19 protein-coding genes and 1 tRNA gene are annotated in these 23,917 nt (G+C 66.4%); 12 read left to right on the top strand and 8 right to left on the bottom strand.

The features are described 5' to 3' along the window. The first annotated feature begins 168 nt into the window (after positions 1 to 168). On the top strand, positions 169 to 1,593 hold the full coding sequence (locus tag ACE3PU_RS03005; protein WP_374386498.1) for a phospholipase effector Tle1 domain-containing protein: 1,425 nt from the start codon (positions 169 to 171) through the stop codon (positions 1,591 to 1,593). A gap of 535 nt (positions 1,594 to 2,128) precedes the next feature. On the opposite strand, the gene ACE3PU_RS03000 is transcribed toward ACE3PU_RS03005, so the two are convergent. The 5 genes from ACE3PU_RS03000 to ACE3PU_RS02980 all read right to left on the bottom strand — a co-directional run bounded on the left by ACE3PU_RS03000 (position 2,129) and on the right by ACE3PU_RS02980 (position 7,708). Next, entirely contained in the window at positions 2,129 to 3,634 is a 1,506-nt protein-coding gene (locus ACE3PU_RS03000) for a hypothetical protein (RefSeq protein WP_374386496.1), read from the bottom strand. Next, positions 3,631 to 5,868 carry a KGGVGR-motif variant AAA ATPase gene (locus ACE3PU_RS02995; RefSeq protein WP_374386494.1) on the bottom strand — a complete coding sequence of 746 codons (2,238 nt, stop codon included), beginning with the start codon at positions 5,866 to 5,868 and terminating at the stop codon, positions 3,631 to 3,633. The genes ACE3PU_RS03000 and ACE3PU_RS02995 overlap by 4 nt, the downstream gene beginning before the upstream one ends. Then, positions 5,868 to 6,581: an ArsR/SmtB family transcription factor gene (locus ACE3PU_RS02990; protein WP_374386492.1), complete on the bottom strand. Its 714-nt coding sequence runs from the start codon at positions 6,579 to 6,581 to the stop codon at positions 5,868 to 5,870. The genes ACE3PU_RS02995 and ACE3PU_RS02990 overlap by 1 nt, the downstream gene beginning before the upstream one ends. Before the next feature lie 325 nt (positions 6,582 to 6,906). Next, positions 6,907 to 6,983, bottom strand: a tRNA-Arg gene (locus ACE3PU_RS02985). Positions 6,984 to 7,258: 275 nt separating this feature from the next. Then, complete coding sequence (locus ACE3PU_RS02980) at positions 7,259 to 7,708, bottom strand: tRNA (cytidine(34)-2'-O)-methyltransferase (protein WP_374386490.1); 450 nt, start codon at positions 7,706 to 7,708, stop codon at positions 7,259 to 7,261. Between the two features lie 194 nt (positions 7,709 to 7,902). Here ACE3PU_RS02980 and petA point away from each other — a divergent pair, with 194 nt between their 5' ends. The 6 genes from petA to ACE3PU_RS02950 all read left to right on the top strand — a co-directional run bounded on the left by petA (position 7,903) and on the right by ACE3PU_RS02950 (position 14,724). Beyond that, positions 7,903 to 8,454: a ubiquinol-cytochrome c reductase iron-sulfur subunit gene (gene petA, locus ACE3PU_RS02975; RefSeq protein WP_374386488.1), complete on the top strand. Its 552-nt coding sequence runs from the start codon at positions 7,903 to 7,905 to the stop codon at positions 8,452 to 8,454. 16 nt (positions 8,455 to 8,470) lie between these two features. Further along, positions 8,471 to 9,811: a cytochrome bc complex cytochrome b subunit gene (locus ACE3PU_RS02970; RefSeq protein ID WP_374386485.1), complete on the top strand. Its 1,341-nt coding sequence runs from the start codon at positions 8,471 to 8,473 to the stop codon at positions 9,809 to 9,811. Between the two features lie 8 nt (positions 9,812 to 9,819). Then, a complete protein-coding gene (locus ACE3PU_RS02965; RefSeq protein ID WP_374386483.1) occupies positions 9,820 to 10,692 on the top strand; it encodes a cytochrome c1 in 873 nt (290 codons plus the stop codon). Positions 10,693 to 10,838: 146 nt separating this feature from the next. Continuing rightward, a complete protein-coding gene (locus ACE3PU_RS02960; protein WP_374386481.1) occupies positions 10,839 to 12,500 on the top strand; it encodes a M28 family metallopeptidase in 1,662 nt (553 codons plus the stop codon). A gap of 77 nt (positions 12,501 to 12,577) precedes the next feature. After that, entirely contained in the window at positions 12,578 to 14,182 is a 1,605-nt protein-coding gene (locus ACE3PU_RS02955) for a M28 family peptidase (RefSeq protein WP_374386479.1), read from the top strand. Positions 14,183 to 14,220: 38 nt separating this feature from the next. Further along, on the top strand, positions 14,221 to 14,724 hold the full coding sequence (locus ACE3PU_RS02950) for a hypothetical protein (protein ID WP_374386476.1): 504 nt from the start codon (positions 14,221 to 14,223) through the stop codon (positions 14,722 to 14,724). Between the two features lie 7 nt (positions 14,725 to 14,731). Here ACE3PU_RS02950 and ychF read toward each other — a convergent pair whose 3' ends face one another. Together ychF and cobS are read right to left on the bottom strand one after the other, a co-directional pair. After that, on the bottom strand, positions 14,732 to 15,829 hold the full coding sequence (ychF, locus tag ACE3PU_RS02945) for a redox-regulated ATPase YchF (RefSeq protein WP_374386473.1): 1,098 nt from the start codon (positions 15,827 to 15,829) through the stop codon (positions 14,732 to 14,734). 85 nt (positions 15,830 to 15,914) lie between these two features. After that, the gene (gene cobS / locus ACE3PU_RS02940) at positions 15,915 to 16,919 is read right to left on the bottom strand and encodes a cobaltochelatase subunit CobS (protein ID WP_374386470.1); all 1,005 of its coding nucleotides are present in this window, start codon (positions 16,917 to 16,919) and stop codon (positions 15,915 to 15,917) included. A 258-nt stretch (positions 16,920 to 17,177) separates the two neighbouring features. On the opposite strand from cobS, the gene ACE3PU_RS02935 reads away from it, so the two are divergent. Further along, on the top strand, positions 17,178 to 19,595 hold the full coding sequence (locus tag ACE3PU_RS02935) for a penicillin-binding protein 1A (RefSeq protein WP_374386468.1): 2,418 nt from the start codon (positions 17,178 to 17,180) through the stop codon (positions 19,593 to 19,595). Positions 19,596 to 19,601: 6 nt separating this feature from the next. Here the strand turns inward: ACE3PU_RS02935 and queA are convergent, their stop codons facing one another. Beyond that, complete coding sequence (gene queA, locus ACE3PU_RS02930) at positions 19,602 to 20,687, bottom strand: tRNA preQ1(34) S-adenosylmethionine ribosyltransferase-isomerase QueA (protein ID WP_374386466.1); 1,086 nt, start codon at positions 20,685 to 20,687, stop codon at positions 19,602 to 19,604. Between the two features lie 103 nt (positions 20,688 to 20,790). Between queA and ACE3PU_RS02925 the strand changes: the two genes are divergently transcribed. From ACE3PU_RS02925 to ACE3PU_RS02910, 4 genes are all read left to right on the top strand, one after another. Further along, positions 20,791 to 21,210 carry a hypothetical protein gene (locus ACE3PU_RS02925; RefSeq protein WP_374386464.1) on the top strand — a complete coding sequence of 140 codons (420 nt, stop codon included), beginning with the start codon at positions 20,791 to 20,793 and terminating at the stop codon, positions 21,208 to 21,210. 66 nt (positions 21,211 to 21,276) lie between these two features. Continuing rightward, positions 21,277 to 21,765, top strand: a complete 489-nt coding sequence (locus ACE3PU_RS02920) for a hypothetical protein (RefSeq protein ID WP_374386462.1) — start codon at positions 21,277 to 21,279, stop codon at positions 21,763 to 21,765. A gap of 41 nt (positions 21,766 to 21,806) precedes the next feature. After that, positions 21,807 to 23,480: a lysine--tRNA ligase gene (locus ACE3PU_RS02915; protein WP_374386460.1), complete on the top strand. Its 1,674-nt coding sequence runs from the start codon at positions 21,807 to 21,809 to the stop codon at positions 23,478 to 23,480. Between the two features lie 37 nt (positions 23,481 to 23,517). After that, positions 23,518 to 23,892 carry a hypothetical protein gene (locus ACE3PU_RS02910; protein WP_374386458.1) on the top strand — a complete coding sequence of 125 codons (375 nt, stop codon included), beginning with the start codon at positions 23,518 to 23,520 and terminating at the stop codon, positions 23,890 to 23,892. Positions 23,893 to 23,917 lie beyond the last annotated feature (25 nt).

Below are 23,917 nucleotides of genomic sequence, written 5' to 3'. Positions count from 1 at the left end.
AGCCTTCGACGGTCTAACGCTCGGAACCTTCGGCACCCGGCTCCGGACGCCGCTATGGCGGTAGCTGACCGCGCGCGTGATTAGAAGCCGGCAACCAGGGGGCGAGGGTTGATGTATCCTGGGCGGCATCTATGGTGAACGGCGTTGTCTAACGGTTGGGAGGGGATGATGAAGCGATTGGTGTTTTGTTTCGACGGCACCGGGAATACCCTCGACCGTCCGCACGCCACCAACGTGGCGATAACGGCGTCGGCGGTGAAGAACCTGCACAGGGGCGTCTCTCAAATCGTCTACTACGACGAGGGCGTCGGGACAGGAGGCTGGAAGGATAAACTGGTCGGCGGGGCCACGGGCGAGGGCCTCTTTCAGAGAGTCGTCGAAGGCTACAAATTCCTAGTCTTCAACTACGAACCCGGCGATGAGATTTTCATCTTCGGATTTTCCAGGGGTGCCTACACCGCTCGGTCCTTCGCCGGTTTGCTCCAGCACGTGGGAGTGGTGAACAGCTGCTTCGCCGACAAAATCCACGTCGCGGCTTCATTGTATCAGCAGCGGGAGAAGAAGGCCGCTATTGAAGAGCTCGACGAGATCAACCGTTTTCGAGCGGAGTTCTCACCGGATCTGTGCGCCAGCGAGCAGGACCGCGACTGGCGGGCCAAGTTCCAAGACGCGGCGGGCGCTCCAGACCTGCCGGTGCTCAAAATTAAGTACATCGGAGTCTGGGACACTGTGAAAACCCTTGGCGATCCTATGCTGGGGGATGATGACAGAGACGGCGAGTACGACGCTGCGGAGTTTCACGATCACCGCCTCCACGCATCGGTGGAGGCCGCCAGACATGCGGTCGCGATCGATGAGCGCCGCAAGAAATTCGACGTCACCCCTTGGGACAACATCGACGAACTGAACGCCGCGCGCGAAGTCTCGCCGGATGACCCCGAGCGGCCGTATCAACAACAATGGTTTCCCGGCGACCACGGCTCCGTCGGCGGCGGGGGCGAAATCCGTGGCCTGTCGGACGAGGCGCTGGAATGGGTATGGGCGGGTGCCAAGCGCCAGGGCCTGGGGTTGGACATCTCGCCCCATTCCAAGGTCTGGGGCATCCGGCCCGACGTCCTATCGCCGACAAGCAATTCCAACCCTGAGAAGAAGTCCTGGGACCTAGCTTCCGTGGTGATGCGCAATCTCCCGAAGGGGGACCGGGACGGGCCCATTGCGATGCACGAGATCTCAAAGGCCGCGCTTGTCCGCTGGGCGGCCCCGGAGGGGCAAAATCTCGCGCGTTGGAGGCCGAAGCCCTTGGACAGACTAAGGCGCGATATGGACGAACAGACAGCGGGCTACGAGCCGTGGGAGTTCATAGCCCGAGGGGGCTTCGAGGCTGAGGGCGACTATCCAGCCGCGGTTGATGGAAGAGGACAACCTCTTCGTCGCTACACGATCAGGGCTGGAACCCGCAGCCTCGCGGATATCGCCGCGCAGGAACTCGGAGACCCGGGGCGGACGGCGGAGATTCTAGCGCTGAATCGAACAACCATACTTGATCCTGATCGCTTCTACGCCGGTCAGGTAATCAACTTGCCCAATGTGTGACCGGCGGCCGATTGCCTGCTTCCCAGGGGGAGACGTCGCAAGGCGGCTGAAACATCCGATGCCGACGATGCAGGTGATTCCGAGGTTCAGATCATCCTCATGCTATCGTTTCCGGCGTAAGCTCCAGACCAGGCCAGAGAACGCGGTGATGAGGATCGCCAAGGCGCTAATGTGTTCCGGTGTAATGTTCATGACGCGTTCCTCCTGGATGTCGAAGAAGGAATATATTCCTACGTGACGTCAGGACTGGTCGTACGATGAGGCGGACCGTCCGTGTCTCCGGGGCTGCTCTGCGCCAGCACCGGACATCGCTCGGCTCCCGAAAAGCAGTCATCCAGCCTCTTCAACGGAACTTTTTGACAAACTCCGGACCTTCAATAAATCGTGGGGTTGAATCGTTGTTATCTCCCGCGCTTCAGAGGCCTCAGACTGTTCAAAGAAGACGGGCGGCACACGAATAGCCTGTCGTGTAGACGGGACTGCGCACCTCGGCGTTCGATCTACAGGCGCGGCGGACACCCGACGCGCGCGTCACTCAGCTCCCACGAGAGTAGGATGCCCAGCCCTTGGCGTTTCTCCAACGCACCGATCCGAACCGCCACGATTCGGTCTCAGGCGCGACTTCCGCCTGGACGGCTGCGATCTCGCCTGTTTCCCCCTTGTTCAAATATGTTGGCCCGATCGCGACACCCATTTCTTGGCCGGTGAAGGGCACCGAACGCCAGTTGTTCATCGCCAAGCTGCTCACCACGACGAAGCGGGTTTCTCCCCGCGTGGCCAGATCGCGCGCGCGCCTTGCGGGCCATCGATTCAATGAGGTCCCTGTATCAAGGATGGGCACCAAGACCCAATCTGGGCGAAAGGCATCGAGTAACTGGTCGACCACGGACATCTGCAGATCCTGACAGATCAGCATCAGACAGCGACCAAGCCCATCCAGATCGGCGATGTCGACGGCGTCAGACCAAGTGATCCGCTCCATCAGCTTCACCGCACCGTCCACCCCCGGGATCTCAAGGCCCTTTGCTGTCTCCTCGTGCATGGCATAGGCCGAAACCTTGCGATGCTCCCACAGCAGGCGGCCATTAGCGTTCAGCGCCGCAGCCCGATTGAAGGGACGGCCCTCTTCGACCGGCCCGTCCGCTGTTAGTCCCGAACCCGCAATGATGAGCCGCGCGGCGCTTCCTCCCAAGGTTGGAAGGCTCTGCGCAACCGTCTCCAGATCTTGATCATCGACCGCGAGCTCAGGAGCGATCAGGATGTCGCTGTCGGGGTTTGCGGCGACGGCCTTCAGCAACGCAGCGGAGGGATCGTATTTCGCGCCTTTCAGGACATCCAGATAGACGGTCCCGCCATCCCGGATGACTTCAGGGCGAAGGTCGGCCCCGGCTTCGGCCAGAGGTACAAATGTTACGACCTCGCTGGCCTTTCGTTCGCGTCGATGCGGGACGCCAGCGTCCACGGACTGATCGATGACCCGAACGGTCACCTCCAGCCGGCGGTCGTCTTCCCGGAAGGAGTCGAGATCCACGACCTTGAGCGCGGCGAATTGGTCTCCCAGCGAAAATGTCGCCTGATCAGGCGGCAACCTCGGACATCGCATGAGCGGCCCCTTGGCGATGAGACTCAACGCGCCGTCCGAGGCGTACGCCCCGGTGAGGGTTCGACGCTCTTCTACGTCCGCTAGCCAGTCCGGCCAGTGCGTGACCTGCGCGAGCGAGGGGCGCACCGAGCGCGGGTGTATGGCCATGAGGATATCGTCGAGAGTGCGCAGAGCTAGAAGCGTCGCGCTGACGCGCGCGCGCTTCGAGACGAAGTCGGTCCCGCTTCTCCAATCCTTGGCGAGAGCGTCACAGAAAGCGGCGACGGCGTCGCGACCATTCGACTGCCGAAGGGCGTCCAGCAGATCGCCATGAAGCTCTGGAGGCGGGGGGTCATTGCGTGCGAGGCGCGTGGCGCTGACACCCCGGACATAAGCCCAGATCACGAGAAATAGGGACGCCGGGTCCGGGGCACCCCGCCAATCGTCGGGATGGCTCATTCGTCAGGACGCGCGGGGCGCCCCTGCAGCTGCAGAATACGCTGCCGCAAGACGGCGAGCGGAGGCTCCGGGGCACCAGCTTCGTCGAGCGTCTCGGAAAGCGAAATATAGGTGCCAACGACCCGCTTAAGCTGGCGCGGATCGTCATGCCGCCCGCCGGATCGGGCATAGCGCAGAACCTGACTTTCAGCGCCCTCGGTTAAGGCACCTAGAGCTTCCGCCCGCCGGGGCGCGTCGGAGCCGATCGCCAGCGCCAGCCGCTCAATCTGGCGTACGAAGGTCACCGCCTGCCGACCCCGATAGTTGACCCCGAGACTGAGCCTGGACGCCTTTGTCCGAGGAAACACGGCAATGGCGAAGCTTGCCGCGAGGGTCTCGGCGTCGGGAGCCGCGACGACAATGTCGCAAAGTCGCTCAAACGTTGTGGTGTTTCGGATCACCATCGCGGGCGAGTATCTCGCGGCGGTCAGGATATCGGCGCTGGCCGATTGCGGATCTATCAGCAAGGCGCGCCCAATATGCCCTCTCGCCGCCATGTTGCGTGTGCGCGGGTCTTCGGGATGTCGAAGGAGGTTGATCAATCGCTCCCACTGATCCAGGGCAGCGTCCCGGTTCCCTGCGGCCATGTGAGCGTTCGCGCGGATCTCCGCGATCTCCGCGTGCATGAGCCTAAAGCGCTCCTCCTCCTCTGGCTGCGACGGTCCACGGATGTCGCCAAGCAGGGCTTCCGCCGCTGCAAGCTCCTGCTCCTGGTCCGCGGCGCGCGGGAGAGTGAGAGTCCGCGCAGTCATGATGCGCAGTTGCGCTCGGCGCATGAGGATGTCGGTCGTCTGAGGACCGTCCTTAAGGATGTCGTCCTTTTCAGCGGTCAGCTTGCCGAATGATCCCCCGAACGAGTAACGAAGGTCGAAGTTATCGATTGCATTGACCAGCTTGAGCCGCCAGTCGCCGTCACCCATGGCGTGCAGCTGACGAAGCAACAGAAGGGCTTTGCGGCCCAACTCCTCGCTTGGATACTCGCGCTCATCACTCCACAGCCAGTCTTGGGCCTGAAAAGCTGACGACACGAGGGCATCGACATAATCGGCGTCGAGTTCCCGGCTGGGATCGGCGTCGAGAGCTCCGTCCAGAAAGCGATCAAGTTCCTCGAAGGCGCGATCAGGATCGGCCGTCTCAAGCGACGCAAGATACTCCGGTGTAGTCATTCGAGGCTGCAGACGACGGCGGACCTCTTCCACCCATTCGGCGTCAATGCGCGGTGCCACGATCGCGTCGGATGCGATCTCCTGCGCCAGCCTTAGGTACTCGAACGTGAGAGGGTCGGCGGTAGGGCTCGTAGCCACGAAGGGCGCTAGGGTCTCGTAGAATGGAACGTTCGGCGCCGCCGCGATGGCCAGCTTGACCATGTCCGTCTCGACCCTGACCGGTGACAATCCCGCCTTGCGCATCTCTCGCTGAGCCCGGGATCGCGCATCGGCCTCCTCCGTCGGCCGGTCTTTGGACACGCGCATCGGCGCGAGCCTGATCTGGACGTCGTCGCCGCGCGTAGCGAGGATCGAGGCGGCGATATCGGCGACGCCCTCGGTGTTCTGGCGGTTGAGCACAAAACAGAGCACGACCTGATCGGGCAGCTGCATGGTGCAAATCCCTGCGACATCCGCCAGTCCCGTCCGGCTGTCGATGAGGATCATGTCGTAGCTGCGCCGTGCCCATGCCTTGAGGGACTCGAGCATCGCCCCTCCGGCGAATTCGCTGAAGAATGTCGGCCAATGGAATTCAGAAAGCGCTTCGGCGTACGGCGTCTCGCCGTCTTCGCCGATGAACTTCGATCCCGCCCCGATGATGTCTAGCTTGGCGCCCTTGGGCAGTCGGGCCTTCGGCACCAGCGGCTGGGCGCAGGCCTTAAAGGGCGCGCCTCCGGCGTAACGGTCGAATACGGAGCTGACGTCGTCCGACGTGGCCGCATTGAGCAAACTGGCGCGCCAGTTCACGAATAGGTCGAGCACTCCTGGTGCCTTACGAATTTCCCCCGCCGCTTCGTGGCCAGTGATGCCACGGAAATAGACGGCAAGGCCGGGTGCCTCCAGATCCCAATCCATCAGCAAGACGCGCTTGCCGGCCATCGCGCCTAGGAAGCCGACATTGGCGACAGCCATAGTTCGTCCGACCCCTCCCTTGTAGGAGAAGAAGGTGGTGATCCGCCCCTTCCGGCGACGCGAACCGGCCGCGGCCATCAGGCGGCCTTGTGAAGGCGCGCCGGGCGCTCTGCGAACGAAGGGATGCCCCGCATGTGCGACGGCAAGGCGTTCCGCTCTCCGTCTAGAGCTTCGCGGACGTCGGGTGCTCGAACTACGGGAACGGTTTCGACGACCGGGTTCAGGCCCAGCGCCTCCATGGTCGCCGCGGCGGCCGGCGTTAGTATATTGATCACTTCCGTTCCCTGCCGCCGGGAGGCCACAAGGCCCAGCTCGCGCAGAACAGCGAGTTTGCGACTGACAGTCTCAAGGCGCGTGCCGACCTTGAGTTGCAAGGCGTTGACAGTGAGAGGCCCGCCGAACAGCGCTTGCAGATAGGGCAGGTAGTGCCGGTTCCGGACATGCTCCACGAAGCGGCTGTCCGCGCGAGTATCCGCGATCCGCCCCGCAAGCAGTTGGGCGAAGGCTAGTTTGCCCAGGGCGTAGCCGGTCGCCATCTCATGCGCGCCCTCTCCTCTTGCTGCCGCTTGCACGGAGGCCGGTGATGCGACTAGCGCAGACTGAAATGCAGCTTGCAGAAGATCCGAAGCGGTCTGGATCCGCGTCGCATCGGTGCTTTCGATAGCGGTGCGCAGGCGATCTGCGAGCGCGGTATAAACCTTGGGCGGAAGGCCGCTGCCCTCTGCCCAAGCCGATAGAGCCTGGTCGAGAACGGACCAATTTGACGGTTTCTTGATTTTCAGGTTTTCCACGACCTCAACCTATATATCAACGCGCCGCGTATCAAGTAGCAGTCAATAAAGACGCTTGGGTTTCAATTCCGTTGCCCGGCGCTGCGCGATCGGCGTGCGGTGGGGTGTCGTTGGACAAGCTGGGCGCGGCCGATGAACATCCCATTTGGAGGTCTGGGCTTGAGCACCGCCTGCCCGAAGGCGGACATCGCCAAAGACCGCGTCGAGTCAGGAGCGGCCGATCGTGCCTGGCAGCAAGCGAACGGCGTATGTCAATCACACTAGGTGCAGATTCTGCGCCACTTAAGCTGGTTCTGAGCCAGCGTTAGGTGGTCTCGACACAGCATGGCGACCCCGGGAGGACTCCAACCTCCGACCTCGGCTTTAGGAAAGCCTTGCTCTATGCAGCTGAGCTACGGGGCCACGGGGCATGACCTAGCGGCTTGGCGGCGTCAGGAAAAGACGCCGCGCGTGTCCGACCATAAAAACCGTTGAAGAGCGCCCCGACCGGGCTGCGCGAACGAAGGCGTCTTGTGGCCGCGGCCGACTCGGGCACAAGATGTCGTGGCGAACAAAGGGCGAAAATGGCCGTGTCGGTGATTCGGTCCTGATTCGTTTCGCCCTTGTTCTCCAGCCGCGGACAGCGTCGTTAACCGATGTCCCAACCGCAGGGTTCAATCGCCCGGTCGCGCTTCACATTAGGCAAAGCCGCCGGTCTGGCGCAGGCCCTCCCACAGGGCCATGCCGGCGGTCACGGACAGGTTCAGCGAGCGCGCGCCCGCACGAAGCGGAATGACGACGCGGGCGTCGGCGGCGGCGTGGACATGGTCGGGCGCGCCGGCGCTTTCCTTGCCGAACAGCAGGGTGTCGTCGGGACGGAAGGCGAAGTCGGGCAGGGGCGTGGCGCCCCGGGTGGTGAAAAGGACCAGCCGGCCGTTGGGCCGGTCGCGCTGGAACGCCTCCCAATCGGCGTGACGCGTCATGTGCGACAGGGGGCCGTAGTCCAGCGCGGCGCGCTTCATCGCCCGATCGTCGAAGCGGAAGCCGGTCGGCTCGATCACATGCAGGTCCACGCCGAAGCAGGCCGACAATCGGATGCAGGCGCCGACGTTCTGAGGAATGTCAGGTTGAAAAAGGGCGAGACGCATTCTAAGGCCCTCCATACGCGCGACCTGGGGGTTTGTCGCGGTCTGTTTTGCGAACGTTTCTCAAGAAGCGTCAGCAACTTGCGGCGAGAGGCCGTGAGCCGCGGACCGTCGGGGATTTCTGGGTTCGTACAGTGGTCCGCGCCGGGCCCGGAAGGCTTCCGGTGAAGGCGAGGGCGGTGTTCGAGAGGTGAAACGTGGCCGAATCGGTCGTGCATTCTGAAGGCCCCCACGGCCCCGAGAGCGGTGATCCCAATCGCCGTGACTTCATCCATATCGCCGCGGGCGCCGCGGCCGTCGGCGCGGGCGCGATGATCGCCTGGCCGCTGATCAACCAGATGAACCCGGCGGCGGACACCCTGGCCCTGGCGTCGATCGAGTTCGACCTGACCAAGGTTCAGGAAGGCCAGCAGGTCGTCATCAAGTGGCAGGGCAAGCCGGTGTTCGTGCGCTATCGCACCGCCGCCGAGATCCAGAAGGTCGTGGCCGAGGGCGCCGTGGGCAGCCCGCCGCAGACCGATCAGGAACGCACCAAGGCCGGCCACGAGCCTTATCTGGTCGTCGTCGGCTCCTGCACCCACCTGGGCTGCGTGCCGACCTTCAACGCGGGCGACTACGGCGGCTGGTTCTGCCCGTGCCACGGGTCGCACTACGACGCGTCGGGCCGCATCCGTAAGGGGCCGGCGCCGCTGAACTTGGTCGTGCCGGACTATGAATACGTGTCCGACACCCGCGTGAAGATCGGCTGAGGACCAGGGGAGGATCATGAGCGATCACGAGAGCACCTACGTCCCGAAGACGGGCGTCGAGAAGTGGCTGGACAGCCGCCTTCCCATCATCCGCTTCGGCGCCGACTACATGTCGCTGCCGACGCCGAAGAACCTGAACTACTGGTGGACCTTCGGCGGCATCCTGGCCCTGTGCCTGATGACGCAGATCGTCACCGGCATCGTGCTGGCGATGCACTATACGCCGAACGTCGACCTGGCCTTCGCCTCGGTCGAGCGCATCATGCGCGACGTCAACGGCGGCTGGCTGATCCGCTACGTCCACGCCAACGGCGCGTCGATGTTCTTCATCGCCGTCTATCTGCACATGCTGCGGGGCCTGTACTACGGCTCCTACAAGGCGCCGCGCGAGATGATCTGGATCATCGGCTGCGTGATCTTCTTCCTGATGATCGCCACCGCCTTCTTGGGCTACGTCCTGCCGTGGGGCCAGATGTCGTTCTGGGGCGCTGAGGTGATCACCAACCTGATCGGGGCCATCCCGGGCATCGGCGAGCCGATCCTGATCTGGCTGCGCGGCGGGCCGGCGATCGACAACGCCACGCTGAACCGTTTCTTCTCGCTGCACTACCTGCTGCCGTTCGCCATCCTGGGCTGCGTCGTTCTGCACCTGTGGGCCTTGCACCACGCCGGTCAGAACAACCCGGTCGGCATCCTGATCCCCAAGGACCGGGCGAAGAAGGACCTGGTGCCGTTCCATCCGTACTTCACGGTCAAGGACGGCTTCGCCATCATCCTGTTCCTGATCCTGTTCGCCACGTTCGTCTTCTTCATGCCGAACGCCCTGGGCCACGCCGACAACTACATCCCGGCCAACCCGCTGCAGACGCCGGCGCACATCGTGCCCGAGTGGTACATGCTCCCCTTCTACGCGATCCTGCGCGCCATTCCGGACAAGTTCGGCGGCGTGGTGGCGATGTTCGCGGCGATCGGCGTGCTGTTCATCCTGCCGTGGCTGGATACGTCCAAGGTGCGCTCGATGCGCTACCGGCCGACGATGCGGACCTTCTTCATCATCTTCCTGGTGGTGGGCGTGGGTCTGGGCTGGTGCGGCGGCCAACTGCCCGACGCGCCGGTGATCCCCGGCATGCCCAGCTTCACCCTGTTCGACGGCCAGCTGAACTCGTACCTGTGGCTGACCCGCTTGTTCACCCTGTACTACTTCCTGTTCTTCCTGGTGATCATGCCGCTGGTGGGCCTGCGCGAGACGCCGCTGCCGATCCCAGCGACCATTTCCGAACCCGTGCTGCCCGGACCGGGCGCCCCGATGGGCGCCGCCTCGGTCGCCGCTCCGGCCTCGCCCGAGACGAAGGGCTGAGCGTCATGATGATTGGGAAACTCACCGTGTCGACGACCAAGATCATCGCTTCGGCGGCCGTTGCGCTGGGCCTGCTGGCCTCCGCCGCTCCGGCCCTGGCCGCCGGCGGCGCGGCGCACCCGCGTTCGGGCGGCTTCAGCTTCGAGGGACCGTTCGGGACCTTCGACCAGGGCCAGCTGCAGCGCGGCTACAAGGTCTATCAGGAGGTCTGCGCCGCCTGCCACGGCATGAACCTGATGCACTATCGGAACCTGGGCGACCGCAACGGTCCGTTCTGGAACCCGAAGTATCCGAACCCCAACGACAACCCGGTCGTGAAGGCGCTGGCCGCTGAGATCCAGGTGGCCGATATCGACAGCGAGACCGGCGAGCCGATCCAGCGGGACGCCACCCCGGCCGACCGCTTCCGGGCCCCCTATCCGAACGCCACGGCGGCGGCCGCGGGCAACGGCGGGGCCGCGCCGCCCGACCTGTCGGTGATGGCCAAAGCCCGCCACGACGGCGCCAACTACATCTACTCGCTGCTGTCCGGCTATCGCGCCGCGCCGGCCGGCCTGCAGATCCGCGACGGCCAGCACTACAATCCCTATATGGCCGGCGACCTGACGCCGTTCTGGACCGGCGACCACGACCACGTGCCGGAGGGCGGCTTCATCGCCATGCCGCCGCCGCTGCAGAACGGTCAGGTCACCTATGACGACGGTTCGCCCCAGACGGTCGACCAGTACGCCAAGGACGTCGCCGCCTTCATCGCCTGGACGTCCGAACCCAAGATGGTCGAGCGCAAGCAGGCCGGCTTCGGCGTGATGATCTTCCTGCTGATCTTCGCGGGCCTGACCTATGCCAGCTATCGCCGCATCTGGAAGGGCGTGGCGCACTAAGCGAAGGCGATCCGCCGATCGAATTCAGCCCGCCGGAGCCTGGCTCCGGCGGGCTTTCGTTTGCGACGAAAGGCGTCGTGCGCCGGAATCGACAGGCGCGTCCGCGCCCCCTAGGGTCTCAACCTGTTTTGGCTTAGGGGCTTTCCATGCGTTTGATATCGTCGTTCGCCGCCATCCTTCTGACGGGCGCGGCCCTCTCGGCCTGCGCCACCGCCGGCGGTTCCGGCGCGGCCCCGGCGTTCGACGCCGCCCGCATCTCCGAAGACATCCGTGTGCTGTCCGACGACAGCTTCGAGGGGCGCGGCATCGCCACCCCGGCCGAAGAGAAGGTCGTCCGCTATCTGAGCGAGCAATACGGCGCCGCCGGGTTCGAGCCGGGCGGTCCGAACGGCCAGTGGACGCAGGACGTAATCCTGAACCGCTTCACCCAGTCCAACGTCAGCGCCGCCCTGAAGCTGGGCGACTGGAGCCTGCCGCTGACCCAGGGGCGCGAGGTCGCCATCTCGACCCGCCGTCCGGCCGAGCATGTCAGCCTGAAAGACGCGCCCCTGGTGTTCGTCGGCTATGGCATCAATGCGCCCGAGCGTCAGTGGAACGACTTCAAGGGCCAGGACCTGCGCGGCAAGATCCTGGTGGTTCTGGTCAACGACGCCGACTTCGAAGAACCCGCGCTGAACACCTTCGGCGGCAAGGCCATGACCTATTACGGCCGCTGGACCTACAAGTACGAGGAGGCCGCGAAGCACGGCGCGGCGGGCGTGCTGATCGTGCACGAGACCGCGCCGGCGTCGTACGGCTGGGCGACTGTGGCCAACTCCTGGGGCGTGCCCCAGTTCGACATCCTGCGCCAGAACGCGGCGGCCGAGCGGGTGCCGATGGAGGGCTGGATCCAGCGCGACGTCGCCGTTGACCTGTTTCGCCGCGCGGGCCTCGATTTCGAGGCGCTGAAGGTCAAGGCGCGCAGCCGCGATTTCCAGCCGGTCCCGCTGCCCGGCGCATCCTTCTCGACCGAGTTCGACGTGGCGACGAACCAGGTCACCACCCACAACGTCATCGCCCGGCTGCCGGGAACGACGCACCCCGACGAGACGGTGCTCTACACGGCCCACTGGGATCACATCGGCATGGGCGAGCCCGACGCCAGCGGCGACCGGATCTTCAACGGCGCGGTGGATAACGCGTCCGGCACGGCAGGCCTGCTGGAGCTGGCGCGGATGTACGGCCGGGCGCCCCGCCCCGAGCGGTCGATCGTCATGATCAGCTTCACCGCCGAGGAAAGCGGCCTGCTGGGCGCGGAATACTATGCGTCCAACCCCGTCTATCCGCTGGCCCGGACCGTGGGCGGCTTCAACATGGATTCGATGAACGTCTACGGCCGGGTCACGGGCCTGGGCGTGACGGGCTACGGCCAGTCCGACTTCGACGAGCGGCTGGCGGCGGCGATCCAGCCGCAGGGGCGCACCCTGGTCCCGGACTATGAGAACGCAGCCGGCACCTATTACCGGTCGGACCACTTCCCGCTGGCCAAGCGCGGCGTGCCGATGGCCTATGCCGGCAGCCGCGGCGAGTTCCGCGACGAGCCGATCGCAGCGCGCGAGGCGTCACGCAGCGAATATGGTGCCAACCGCTATCACCAGGCGGCGGACGAATGGTCGCCGGACTGGGACTACAGCGGCATGATCGAGGACCTGACCGTCTTTTACGACGTGGGCCGCGCCCTGGCGAACGGCCGCGACTGGCCGCAATGGAAATCGGGATCGGAGTTCGGTGCGATCCGCGCCGAGACCGCCTCGCAACGCCAGGACTAAAGATGACGAAAATGTAAGGCGGCTGGCGCGCCCCGCCGCCTTACAGCTTCTCAGCCTTTTTCGTTGAGAGTGCCCAGATGCGTCGTTTCCTCGTCTCCAGCGTCGCCTGCGCGGCGATGATCGCCTCCGCCGCTTCGGCCCAGGATTTTTCCGCCCAGCGCCTGTCGGACGAGATCCGCACCATCAGCGCCGACGACTTCCAGGGGCGCAAGCCGGGGACCGAAGGCGAGCGCAAGACGCTGTCGTTCCTACAGGCGCAGTACGAGGCGATGGGTCTGCAGCCCGGCGGGCCGGACGGACAGTGGCTGCAGCGGATCGAGCTCAAGCGCTACACGCCGGCGGCGGGCGCCGCCGTCTTCTCGGTGACCGATCCGGCAGGCCAGGCCCATCCCTTGACCGTCGGGACCGATGTGGTCGTTCGTGCGGTCTCCAATGACGGGCAGGCCGATATCCAGGGCGCCGAACTGGTGTTCGCCGGCTTCGGCATCACCGCGCCCGAACGGAACTGGGACGATTACGGCGACATCGACGTGCGCGGAAAGGTCGTGGTGGTGGTCGGTGGCGAACCGGACGGCGACTTGTTCAACGGCGAGTACACCACCAACTATCAGTCGGCCGCCTACAAGGCCGACGAGGCCTTTCGCCGGGGCGCGGTCGGCCTGGTCACCCTGGCGGGCGAACGCGACTGGCGACGCGCCTCAGGCGGCGCTGCGCAGGAACGGACCCTGACCCCGGGCGCGGCGGACCTCGAGTTCACGGCGACCCTGAGCCAGTCCGGCAAGGCCTCGCTGGCCCAGGCGGCGGGCGTGGACGCCGCGCGTCTGGCCGGGGCGCAGGACGGATCGTTCAAGGCCTTCGCCCTGTCGGGCGCGACCCTGTCGGTAAAGCAGTCCGAGACGATCGGAACCCTGGTCACCCATAACCTGCTGGCGAAGATCGAGGGCGCCGAACGACCGGAAGAGGTCATCGTCTACTCGGCCCACTGGGACCACGTCGGCGTCGGCGGCGATCATGCCGGCGGAGAGGACAAGATCTTCAACGGCGCCTGGGACAACGCCTCCGGCACCATCGGCGTCCTGGAAATGGCGCGCGAACTCTCCAAGGCCCCGCGCCCCGCGCGCACCCTGGTCTTCGCCCACATGGCGGCCGAGGAGATGGGCCTCCTGGGCGCCTACGCCTATGTCGCCGACCCGGTCTATCCGCTGGAGACGACGGTGGCGGACATCAACATCGACATGTTGCCGCTGTCCGGCCCGACCCGCGACGTGCCGATCTTCGGCAAGGGCCAGAACACCCTGGAGGATGATCTGGACGCCCTGGCCCGCGTCGAGGGCCGCTACGTCTCCGACGATGGCCAGCCGCAACAGGGCTTCTATTATCGATCCGACCACTTCCCGTTCGCGCGCGCGGGCGTGCCGGCCCTGATGCCCTGGCATGGGGTGGATTTCGTCGAGGGAGGCAAGGAGGCCGGCTGGGCGGCGTGGCGGGCCCGCTTCGGCGCCGTCTATCACCAGCCGTCGGACGAGTGGTCGGCCGATTGGGACCTGACCAGCGCGGTCGAGAACCTGACCCTGCTCTACCGTCTGGGGCTGCAGCTGGCCAATGGCGACGAATGGCCGACGTGGAAGCCGACGTCGGAGTTCGGCCAGGTCCGCGTCCGCAGCGAGGCGGCGCGACAGTAGGGCGCTGAACCCGAGCTTGGCCTTGGCGTTAGGAGTGCATGAGACGTCTGTCGCCGCTGCTGCTTCTGCCTTTTCTCGTCGCCGCCTGCGACCACGGTCCAGTCAATCCGCCCGACGAACCCGCGCGTCCGATCCAGTCGCCCGAGGCGCTGCAGGAGATCCAGGCGCCGGGGCCGTCGTCGCTGGCCAATCGCGGGGCAAAGAGCTTTGTGGGACGCTGGGCGGCCAGCGCGGCATGGTGCGCCAATCCGCAGGGCGACCGGCGTCCGATCGAGATCACGCCGCTGCGTTTCGAGGGGTATGAGAACAGCTGCGCCATCGATCGCATCACAGAGGCCGCCAGCGGATACGAGCTGGCGCTGACCTGCGTCGCCGAAGGGCAGACGCAGCGCGAGCGGGTCTTCGTCGCGGCCAGCGGCGACATGCTGACGCTGGTCTATCTGGACAGGGGCCAGGACGCGACGACGCGGCTGGGCCGCTGTCCCGGCTCGCCCGTCCCGCCGAAGGAAGACACGCCCCTGGAAAAGGCGCTGAAGCGCTGAAGACGCCTCAGTTGTTGAACAGGAAGTGCATGACGTCGCCGTCCTTGACGACGTAGCTCTTGCCTTCGGCCCGCATCTTGCCGGCTTCCTTGGCGCCGGTTTCACCCTTCAGCGCGACATAGTCGGGATAGGCGATGGTCTCGGCGCGGATGAAGCCCTTTTCGAAGTCGGTGTGGATCACGCCGGCCGCCTGGGGCGCGGTGTCGCCCACATGGATCGTCCAGGCGCGCGCCTCCTTGGGGCCGACCGTGAAATAGGTCTGCAGGCCCAGCAGATTGTAGGCCTCGCGGATCAGGCGGTTCAGGCCGGGTTCCTCGAGGCCCAGGGTCTCGAGAAACTCCTTCTGTTCCTCGTCGTCCAGCACGGCGATCTCGGACTCGATCTGGGCGGAGATGACCACGGAGTTGGCGTTGTCCGCGGCGGCCCGGGCGGCGACCTTGGCCGATAGGTCGTTGCCCTTGTCGGCCGAACCTTCTTCGACGTTGGCGACGTAGAGGGCGGGCAGGGCCGTCAGCAGCTGCAGCATGTCCCAGGCCTTCTTGTCCTCCTTGGACACCTCGGCCAGGCGCGCGGGCTTGCCGGCGTTCAGCTGGGCCAAGGCCAAGTCGATCAACTTGAGGTTCAGCTGGCTTTCCTTGTCGCCCCCCTTGGCGCGCTTCTCGACCTGAACCCGGCGGCGTTCCAGGCTTTCCAGATCCGCCAGCATCAGCTCGGTCTCGATGATCTCCAGATCGGCGATCGGATCGATGCGGTTCTCGACGTGGGTGATGTCGTCGTCGACGAAGCAGCGGGCGACGAAGGCCACGGCGTCGCAGTCGCGGATGTTGGCCAGGAACTGGTTGCCCAGGCCCTCGCCCTTGGAGGCGCCGCGCACCAGGCCGGCCACGTCCACGAAGGTGATGCGGGCGGGGATGATCTCCTTGGACCCGGCGATGCCCGCCAGAACGCCCAGGCGCGGCTCGGGCACCGCCACGTCGCCGGTGTTCGGCTCGATGGTGCAGAACGGATAGTTGGCCGCCTGGGCCGCCGCCGTCTTGGTCAGGGCGTTGAACAGGGTGGACTTGCCGACGTTGGGCAGGCCGACAATCGCGACTTTCAGGGCCATGGGTATCCTCTCGAGGCGCGAGCCTTTAGCCGGTTCGAACCGGTTTGTCAGTCGTATGCGTGAAGGGCGGTGGTAAGGTGGCCGCTCAGGCCACCTTCACCCGCGTCGCGGCCTCGGGCAGGTCCTCGCCGAACGCGCGCTGATAGAACTCCGCGATGGTCGGGCGTTCCAGCTCGTCGCACTTGTTCAGGAAGGTCAGGCGGAAGCTCAGAGCCACGTCGCCGCCGAAGATCAGGGCGTTCTGGGCCCAGGTGATGACCGTGCGAGGGCTCATGACGGTGGAGATGTCGCCGTTCATGAAGGCGTTGCGGGTCATGTCGGCGACGCGGACCATGGCGGCGACCTGACGACGCCCTTCGGCGGTGGCGTACTCCGGCGCCTTGGCCACGACGATTTCGGCTTCCACGTCATGGTCGAGATAGTTCAGCGTCGTGACGATGTTCCAGCGATCCAGCTGCGCCTGATTGATCTGCTGGGCGCCGTGATACAGGCCCGTGGTGTCGCCCAGGCCGATGGTGTTGGTCGTGGCGAACAGGCGGAAGAAGCGGTTGGGGCGGATGACGCGGTTCTGATCGAGCAGGGTCAGCCGGCCCTGCGCCTCCAGCACGCGCTGGATGACGAACATCACGTCCGGGCGACCGGCGTCATATTCGTCGAACACCAGGGCGATCGGGCGCTGCAGCGACCAGGGCAGGATGCCCTCGCGGAACTCGGTGACCTGCTTGCCGTCCTGAAGGACGATGGCGTCCTTGCCGATCAGGTCGATCCGGCTGACGTGACTGTCCAGGTTGATGCGCACCAGCGGCCAGTTCAGGCGGGCGGCGACCTGTTCGATGTGGGTCGACTTTCCGGTGCCGTGATAGCCCTGGACCATGACGCGGCGGTCGAAGGCGAAGCCGGCGCAGATGGCGATAGTCGTCTGCGGATCGAAGCGATAGGCCTCGTCGATCTCGGGCACATGGCTGTCCCGCTCGGCGAAAGCGGGCACGGTCAAGTCGCTGTCGACGCCGAAGGCCTCGCGCAGCGTCACGCGACGGGTCGGCTCCAGCGTCAGCAGCGGATCGGGAGAGGCGTCGAGAGGGGAGGTCATGGGTGTGCGATTAGCGCAGGCGAGGGGCATGGTCGAGAGCGATCCTCCAGCGGGAAGCGGGGCAGGGGGACCGCCCGAAGGGGGACGGTGGGCATTTCGGGTCTGGCTGCACGCCTTCATTGCCGCGCGTGGCGTCGGGAGCAGGGACAGCCTAGTTCATGGCTGAAGGGCGAGAAGCGCCCTTCGGCCGATCAGGCCCTAGCGTCGGGGGGGCGACGCGGGCTAAAGCAGCCGTTCGGGGCGCGTCTGTCGGAGTTCATGGTGAAGATTGCCGAACGCTGGTTCGTCTGGGCCGGGATGGTCCTGCTGGGCGCGATCGCCCTGGCCGGCCTGGTGGTCGCCGTCTATGCGGCATGGCTCTTCCACGACCTGCCGGACGCCTCGGAACTGGCCGACTATCGCCCGCCGACGGCGACGCGGGTCTATGCCGGCGACGGCACTCTGATCGGCGAGTTCTCGGACGAACGGCGAATCTACGTCTCCTACGACCAGATCCCCGAGCCCGTCATCCATGCCTTCCTGGCGGCCGAGGACCGCAACTTCTTCCAGCACGGCGGCATCGACGTGTCGGGCATCGCCCGCGCCTCGATCAAGAACGTCCTGAACCTGGCCAGCGGCCGGCGCCTGGAAGGCGGATCGACCATCACCCAGCAGGTCGCCAAGAACGTCCTGCTGACCAACGAGACCAGTCTGAACCGCAAGCTCAAGGAAGCCATCCTGGCCAACCGCCTGGAGGCGACCCTGTCCAAGGAGCAGATCCTCGAGCTCTATCTGAACGAGATCTTCCTGGGCTATCGCTCCTTCGGCATCGCCTCGGCCGCCTACAATTATTTCGGCAAGTCGCTGGCGCAGCTGAACCCCCAGGAGGCGGCCTTCCTCGCGGCCCTGCCCAAGGGGCCGAACAACTATCATCCCAAGCGTCACCCCGGCGCGGCCAAGGGGCGGCGCGACTGGGTGCTGGGCGAGATGGAGCAGAGCGGCTGGCTCACCGCGGCCCAACTGCGGCAGGCCCGCGCCACGCCGCTGGTCACCCGCGACGCCCCCCAGCGCGCCGACTACAAGGACGCCGACTTCTTCGTGGAAGAGGCGCGCCGGCAGGCCACCGCCAATCCCCAGTTCGGCGAGCAGCTGCGGGCGGGCGGCTTCTACATGCGCACGACCCTGGATCCGACGCTGCAGACGGCGGCGCGCGAGGCGCTGATGCAGGGGCTCGAGAACTACGACCGCCGCCATGGCTGGCGCGGCGCCTGGGGCACGACCGACTTTGCGGACGGCTGGGAGAAGTCGGCGCTGGAGCAGCAGAAGACCCCGCCCGAGCGTCGGGCCTGGGAGGTCGCCGCCGTCGAGAGCGTCAGCGGCGACACCGTGCGCATTCGCACCGCCCGGGACGACCGCGCCGGCGCCCTGCTTTCCGCTGATGCGGCCTGGGCCAACGCCAACCGGCCGCTGAAGCGCGGCGACCTGATCCATGTCCAACGGACCGGGGGCCAATACGCCCTGAAGCAGGTGCCGCGCGTCAACGGCGCCCTGGTCGCGATCGAGCCGCAGTCCGGCCGGGTGCTGGCGATGGTCGGCGGCTACTCCTACGCCCTGTCCAGCTTCAATCGCGCGACCCAGGCCCGGCGGCAGCCCGGCTCGGCCTTCAAGCCGTTCGTGTACGCCACGGCGCTGGAGGGGGATTTCACGCCCGCATCCATCGTGCTGGACGCGCCCATCAGCTTCGCCGGCGGCCCGAACGGCCAGCGCTGGACGCCCGAGAACTACAGCCGCGAATACTACGGCCCGCAGACCCTGCGGCGCGGCCTGGAGCTGTCCCGCAACGTGATGACGGTGCGGCTGGCCCAGCAGGTCGGCATGAAGAAGATCGTCGATCAGTCCGCCCGCATGGGCCTGCCGGGCATGACCGCGAACCTGTCCGTCTCGCTGGGCGCGGGCGAGGTCACGCCCTATGACATCACCGCCGCCTACGCCGCCTTCGCCAACGGCGGGCGGCGCGTCCAGCCCTATCTGATCGACTACGTTCAGGACCGGAACGGCGAGACCATATTCAAGGCCGACAACCGCCAGTGCCGGGAATGCGGACGCGGCTTCTCGGGCCAGGAGTCGCCTCGGTTGCAGCCGCGCGGAACGCAGGTGATCGACCCGATCACCGCCTACCAGATGAGCTCGATGCTGGAAGGCGTGGTCCAGCGTGGCACGGCGGCCAGCGCACGGGGCCTCGGCCGCTGGGTGGCGGGCAAGACCGGCACGACCAACGAATACCGGTCCGCATGGTTTGTGGGCTTCACGACCGACATCGTCGTCGGCGTCTTCATAGGCTTCGACGACAATCGCCCGCTGGGCTATGGCGAGACCGGCACCACGGCGGCCGTGCCCGTCTTCGCCGACTTCATGCAGACGGCGCTGAAGACCCGGCCGGCGCGCCCGTTCGTGCGGCCCAAGAACGCGGTCTTCCGCACGGTGCGCGGCATCGAGGAAGCCTTCCGTCCGGGAACCGAGCGTCAGGCGCCGCCGCCCGTCCAGGCGCCGGTCACGCCGCAGGGGCCGCAGAACTACTATGACGTCATCCGTCGCGAGCAGGAGGCCGCCGCGGCCCCTAACGCCCCGCCGCCGCCGACCACCGCGCCGCCGCCGCCGAAGCGCGAGCCGGCCGAGGACCTGAGCGGCCTCTACTGAGGCCGCTCAGGCGCGAAACAGCAGCGAGCCGTCGCCGTAGGAGTAGAAGCGGTAGCCCGCGCCGATGGCGTGGCCGTAGGCCGTCTTCATCGTCTCCAGCCCCGCGAAGGCGCTGACCAGCATGAACAGCGTCGACTTCGGCAGGTGGAAGTTGGTCATCAGCACGTCCACCGCCCGGAAGCGGTAGCCTGGCGTGATGAAGATGGCGGTGTCGCCGTGGAACGGCCGGACTAGGCCGTCCTCGCCCGTGGCGCTTTCCAGCAGGCGCAGCGAGGTGGTGCCGACGCAGACGATGCGGCCGCCGGCGGCGTGGACGGCGTTCAGGGCCGCGGCCGTCTCCGCGGAGACCTCGCCCCATTCGGAGTGCATCTTGTGGTCGGCGGTGTCGTCCGCCTTCACCGGCAGGAAGGTGCCGGCGCCGACGTGCAGGGTCACGGCGTGGGTCGCGACGCCCTTCGCCCGGATCGCCTCGAGCAAGGCCGGCGTGAAATGCAGGCCGGCCGTGGGGGCGGCGACCGAGCCGTCGTGTTCGGCGAAGACGGTCTGATAGTCCGACCGGTCCCGGTCGTCCTCCGGCCGCTTGGCGGCGATGTAGGGCGGCAGGGGCATGACGCCGACCTCGCGGATGGCGTCGTCCAGCGCCGGACCGGACAGGTCGAACCGCAGCGTCACCAGGCCGTCGTCGCCCTTGGCCTCGACCGTGGCGTCCAACCGGCCCAGGTCGCAGGCGGCGTCGCCTTGGGCGCCGAACCGGATCAAATCGCCGGCCTTGATGCGCTTGCCGGGCTTCATGAAGGCGGACCAGACATCCGGCGCGTCGCGGTGGTGCAGGGTCGCCTCGATCTTGACGGTCAGGGTCTCGCCTTCGGGCCCGCGGCGTTGGCGCACGCCGGACAGCCGCGCCGGGATCACCCGCGTGTCGTTGAACACCAGGGCGTCGCCGGGTTGCAGGAAGTCGGGCAGGTCGCGGATGATCCGGTCGTCCAGCGCGCCGTCCTTCACCACCAGCAGGCGGGCGGAATCGCGCGGCTCCGCGGGGCGGAGGGCGATGTGCTCTTCGGGCAGGTCGAAGTCGAAATCTGCGGTCTTCATCAGGCGGCGCAATGGCCACGGGCCGGGCGTAGGGTCAAGGCGCGCCCGGCATGAGACCTTGTGTCTGACTGACACGACCCGCGGCACACGGCATGGTCGGGGCATGAAAATCCTGACCGTCCTCGCCATTCCCGTGTTCGCACTCGCCGTTTCGGCTTGCGAGATCGACACCTCCGCCCTTCAGGAAATCCAGGATACGGCCGCCACAGCCCAGGCGACCGCCGAAGCGATCAACAGCGGGTCGCTTCAGGCCCAGCAGCTGATGGAGAATCCAGCCGGCGCCCTGCAGGCCGCAATCGGCGCCACCCTGTCGAAGACGGCGACCGACCAGCCAGGCGTCTATGTCCTGACCGACCTGCAGACGGGATGTCAGTTCCTGGCCACCTACGCCGCCGACGGCGCGACCGTGAGTTCGGTGGCCCCGCGTGTCGAGCCCGCGCCCGGCGGCGGCACGCGCCAGCGCTGCATCGCCATTCCCGGCCTAAGCGGCGCTGCACAGGCCGAGGCTGAAGCCGAGGGCTAGTTTCGGATCGGCTGAAGGCGCGACGCCACGACGAAGAGGCAAGCGCGGCCGTGAACCGGATGCGGCGTGACGGGTTGGGCCGAGATGAACACCTTCGGCCTTCTTCCTTCCGCGCTCATCGGCGCCGTCGCCAGCGCCCGATCCATGACCCCGATGGCCGCCATCGCCTCGGCGCGGCTGGCGCACCGCGCCATGCCCGGGAAACTGATCCTGCTGGATCATCCGCTGTTCAAGTTCGGCGCCCTGGCCATGGGGGTGGGCGAACTGTTCGGCGACAAGATGAAGTCTGCGCCCGACCGCACCGTCTTCCTGGGCCTGCTGGCGCGCGTGATGAGCGCCGGAATCGCGGGCGCGGCGCTGGCGCCGCGGGGCCGTGAGCGGACCGGCGCGCTGGTGGCGGTCGGGACCGCGGTGCCCTTGGCCTATCTGACGCTGGCGGGCCGAAAGCGGGCGATGGCGCGAGTCGGACAGACCAGGAGCGGACTTGCCGAGGACGCGATCGTGGTCGCGGCCGGGCTCGCCGTGGTGCGTCTGGCGCTGCGCGGGCGACGCTGAGGCGTTGACCGGCGGGCCTTGGCGGGCCAAACGCTCGGCCCATGCTTCAGAACCTTGAAAATCTCGCCCGCGAGGCCCGGTCGTGGCCGTTCGAGCAAGCCCGTAACCTTCTGGCCCATGTGCTCAAGAAGCGGCTGTCGGACGCCGAGCGCAACGCGGCGCGGCTGCTGATCGACGCGGGCAAGGCGGACGAGGCGCTGGCGACCTTCGAGGCGCTTAATCGGCCGGTGATCCTGGAGACCGGCTACGGCCCCTCGGGCCTGCCGCACATGGGCACCTTCGGCGAGGTGGCGCGCACCACCATGGTCCGCAACGCCTTCCGCGCCCTGACCGGCGACCACTGGCAGACGCGCCTGATTGCCTTTTCGGACGACATGGACGGGTTGCGGAAGGTGCCGGAAGGCATTCCGAACCCCGAGATGCTGGCCGAGGATCTGCACAAGCCCCTGACCCAGGTGCGCGACCCGTTCGGCACGCACGACAGCTTCGGCGCGCACAACAATGCGCGGCTGCGGGCGTTTCTGGACAGCTTCGGCTTCGACTACGAGTTCATGAGCTCGACCGAGACCTACAGGTCCGGACGGTTCGACGAGGTGCTGCTGCGCCTGCTGGAACGGTTCGACGCCATCCAGGCCATCATGCTGCCGACCCTGGGCGAGGAGCGGCGGGCGACCTATTCGCCCTTCCTGCCCATCAGCCCGATAACCGGCCATGTGCTGCAGGTCCCCACCCTGGAGCGGAACGTGGAGAAGGGGACCATCGTCTTCGACGACCCCGCCGGCGGCCGCACCGAGGTTCCCGTCACCGGCGGCCATGTGAAGCTTCAGTGGAAGCCGGATTGGGCCATGCGCTGGACCGCGCTTGACGTCGACTACGAGATGTCGGGCAAGGACCTGATCGAAAGCGTGCGCGAAAGCTCCAAGGTCTGTCGCGCGCTGGGCGGGGTTCCGCCGGAGGGTTTCAACTACGAGCTCTTCCTCGACATCGAGGGCAAGAAGATCTCCAAGTCCAAGGGCAACGGCCTGACGATGGAGGAGTGGCTGCGCTACGGCACGCCCGAGAGCCTGTCCTGGTACATGTTCCAGTCGCCGAAGTCGGCCAAGAGCCTGCACTTCAACGTCATCCCGCGAGCGATCGACGACTACCTGGCCTTCATCGAGAGCTACAAGATCCAGGAGCCGGCCAAGCGGATCGACAACGCCGTCTGGTCGATCCATGCGGGAAATCCGCCAACCCACACCTCGCCGGTGTCGTTCGCCCTGCTGCTGAACCTGGTCGGCGTGGCCAACGCCTCGACCAAGGATCAGCTGTGGGCCTATTTCGCGCGCTACCTGCCCGAGGCGACGCCGGAGAACGAGCCGTTGCTCGACCGGCTGATGGACCACGCGCTGAACTACTACGAGGACTTCGTGAAGCCGGCGAAGGCCTATCGCCTGCCGGACGACAAGGAGAAGGCGGCGCTTGAGGATCTGGCGGAGAGGCTGAAGGCCCTGCCGGCGGACACCACCGACGGAGAGGTGATCCAGAACGAGGTCTATGCGGTGGGCAAGGCGCACGCCTTCGAGCCGCTGCGCGCCTGGTTCGGAGCGCTGTACGAAGTGCTGCTGGGCGCGTCCCAGGGCCCGCGCTTCGGTTCGTTCGCGGCCATCTACGGCCTGCCGCAGACGATCGAACTGATCGAGGCGGGCGCGCACGGGAAGCTGGCTCAAGGCTGATCCCGGCCTTGGGTGGAGGGTCTTTGGGGAGGCGGCGTTGCGTTACAGCATCGATGAGGACGCGCAGATCCTGCATGTCGACATGGCCGCCGGCGCGGCGGAAAAACTTCTGTCGACCACCCTGGCCCTAATCGGCGACCGGCCCGAGCTGTGCGGCTGGGACTGGATCGTCGAGGGCAAGCCGCTGCCCGAGGACGCGACGACCGATCACCTGGCCAGACTGGCGCAGTCGTGGGGGCCGCCGCCGGCGGTCGAGGCGGTCACGGTTTTCGTCGCTCACGATCCGCTGCTGCATCTGTGGGCGAGGGTGATGGACTTCCAGTTCGTGCGCCGAAGACACCTGGTGACGCGAGAGCTGGAGGAGGCGCGACGGCTGGTCGACAGTCGGCGCGCGCCTCGCCCTTCGGCCTAAACAAAGATGAACCGAAAATAACGGC

The sequence above is a fragment of the Brevundimonas sp. genome, from assembly GCF_041911375.1.
Taxonomy (GTDB): domain Bacteria; phylum Pseudomonadota; class Alphaproteobacteria; order Caulobacterales; family Caulobacteraceae; genus Brevundimonas.
The sequence above is the reverse complement of the archived record's forward strand: the minus strand, read 5'-3'. Positions and strand labels throughout refer to the sequence as shown.

Excerpts from the sequence above, each read along its gene's own strand:
- ACE3PU_RS03005 (WP_374386498.1), top strand. The coding sequence starts at position 169 with ATGAAGCGATTGGTGTTTTGTTTCGACGGCACCGGGAATACCCTCGAC.
- ACE3PU_RS03000 (WP_374386496.1), bottom strand. The coding sequence starts at position 3,634 with ATGAGCCATCCCGACGATTGGCGGGGTGCCCCGGACCCGGCGTCCCTA.
- ACE3PU_RS02995 (WP_374386494.1), bottom strand. The coding sequence starts at position 5,868 with ATGGCCGCGGCCGGTTCGCGTCGCCGGAAGGGGCGGATCACCACCTTC.
- ACE3PU_RS02980 (WP_374386490.1), bottom strand. The coding sequence starts at position 7,708 with ATGCGTCTCGCCCTTTTTCAACCTGACATTCCTCAGAACGTCGGCGCC.
- ACE3PU_RS02970 (WP_374386485.1), top strand. The coding sequence starts at position 8,471 with ATGAGCGATCACGAGAGCACCTACGTCCCGAAGACGGGCGTCGAGAAG.
- ACE3PU_RS02965 (WP_374386483.1), top strand. The coding sequence starts at position 9,820 with ATGATTGGGAAACTCACCGTGTCGACGACCAAGATCATCGCTTCGGCG.
- ACE3PU_RS02960 (WP_374386481.1), top strand. The coding sequence starts at position 10,839 with ATGCGTTTGATATCGTCGTTCGCCGCCATCCTTCTGACGGGCGCGGCC.
- ACE3PU_RS02955 (WP_374386479.1), top strand. The coding sequence starts at position 12,578 with ATGCGTCGTTTCCTCGTCTCCAGCGTCGCCTGCGCGGCGATGATCGCC.
- ACE3PU_RS02950 (WP_374386476.1), top strand. The coding sequence starts at position 14,221 with ATGAGACGTCTGTCGCCGCTGCTGCTTCTGCCTTTTCTCGTCGCCGCC.
- ychF (WP_374386473.1), bottom strand. The coding sequence starts at position 15,829 with ATGGCCCTGAAAGTCGCGATTGTCGGCCTGCCCAACGTCGGCAAGTCC.
- cobS (WP_374386470.1), bottom strand. The coding sequence starts at position 16,919 with ATGACCTCCCCTCTCGACGCCTCTCCCGATCCGCTGCTGACGCTGGAG.
- ACE3PU_RS02935 (WP_374386468.1), top strand. The coding sequence starts at position 17,178 with ATGGTGAAGATTGCCGAACGCTGGTTCGTCTGGGCCGGGATGGTCCTG.
- queA (WP_374386466.1), bottom strand. The coding sequence starts at position 20,687 with ATGAAGACCGCAGATTTCGACTTCGACCTGCCCGAAGAGCACATCGCC.
- ACE3PU_RS02925 (WP_374386464.1), top strand. The coding sequence starts at position 20,791 with ATGAAAATCCTGACCGTCCTCGCCATTCCCGTGTTCGCACTCGCCGTT.
- ACE3PU_RS02915 (WP_374386460.1), top strand. The coding sequence starts at position 21,807 with ATGCTTCAGAACCTTGAAAATCTCGCCCGCGAGGCCCGGTCGTGGCCG.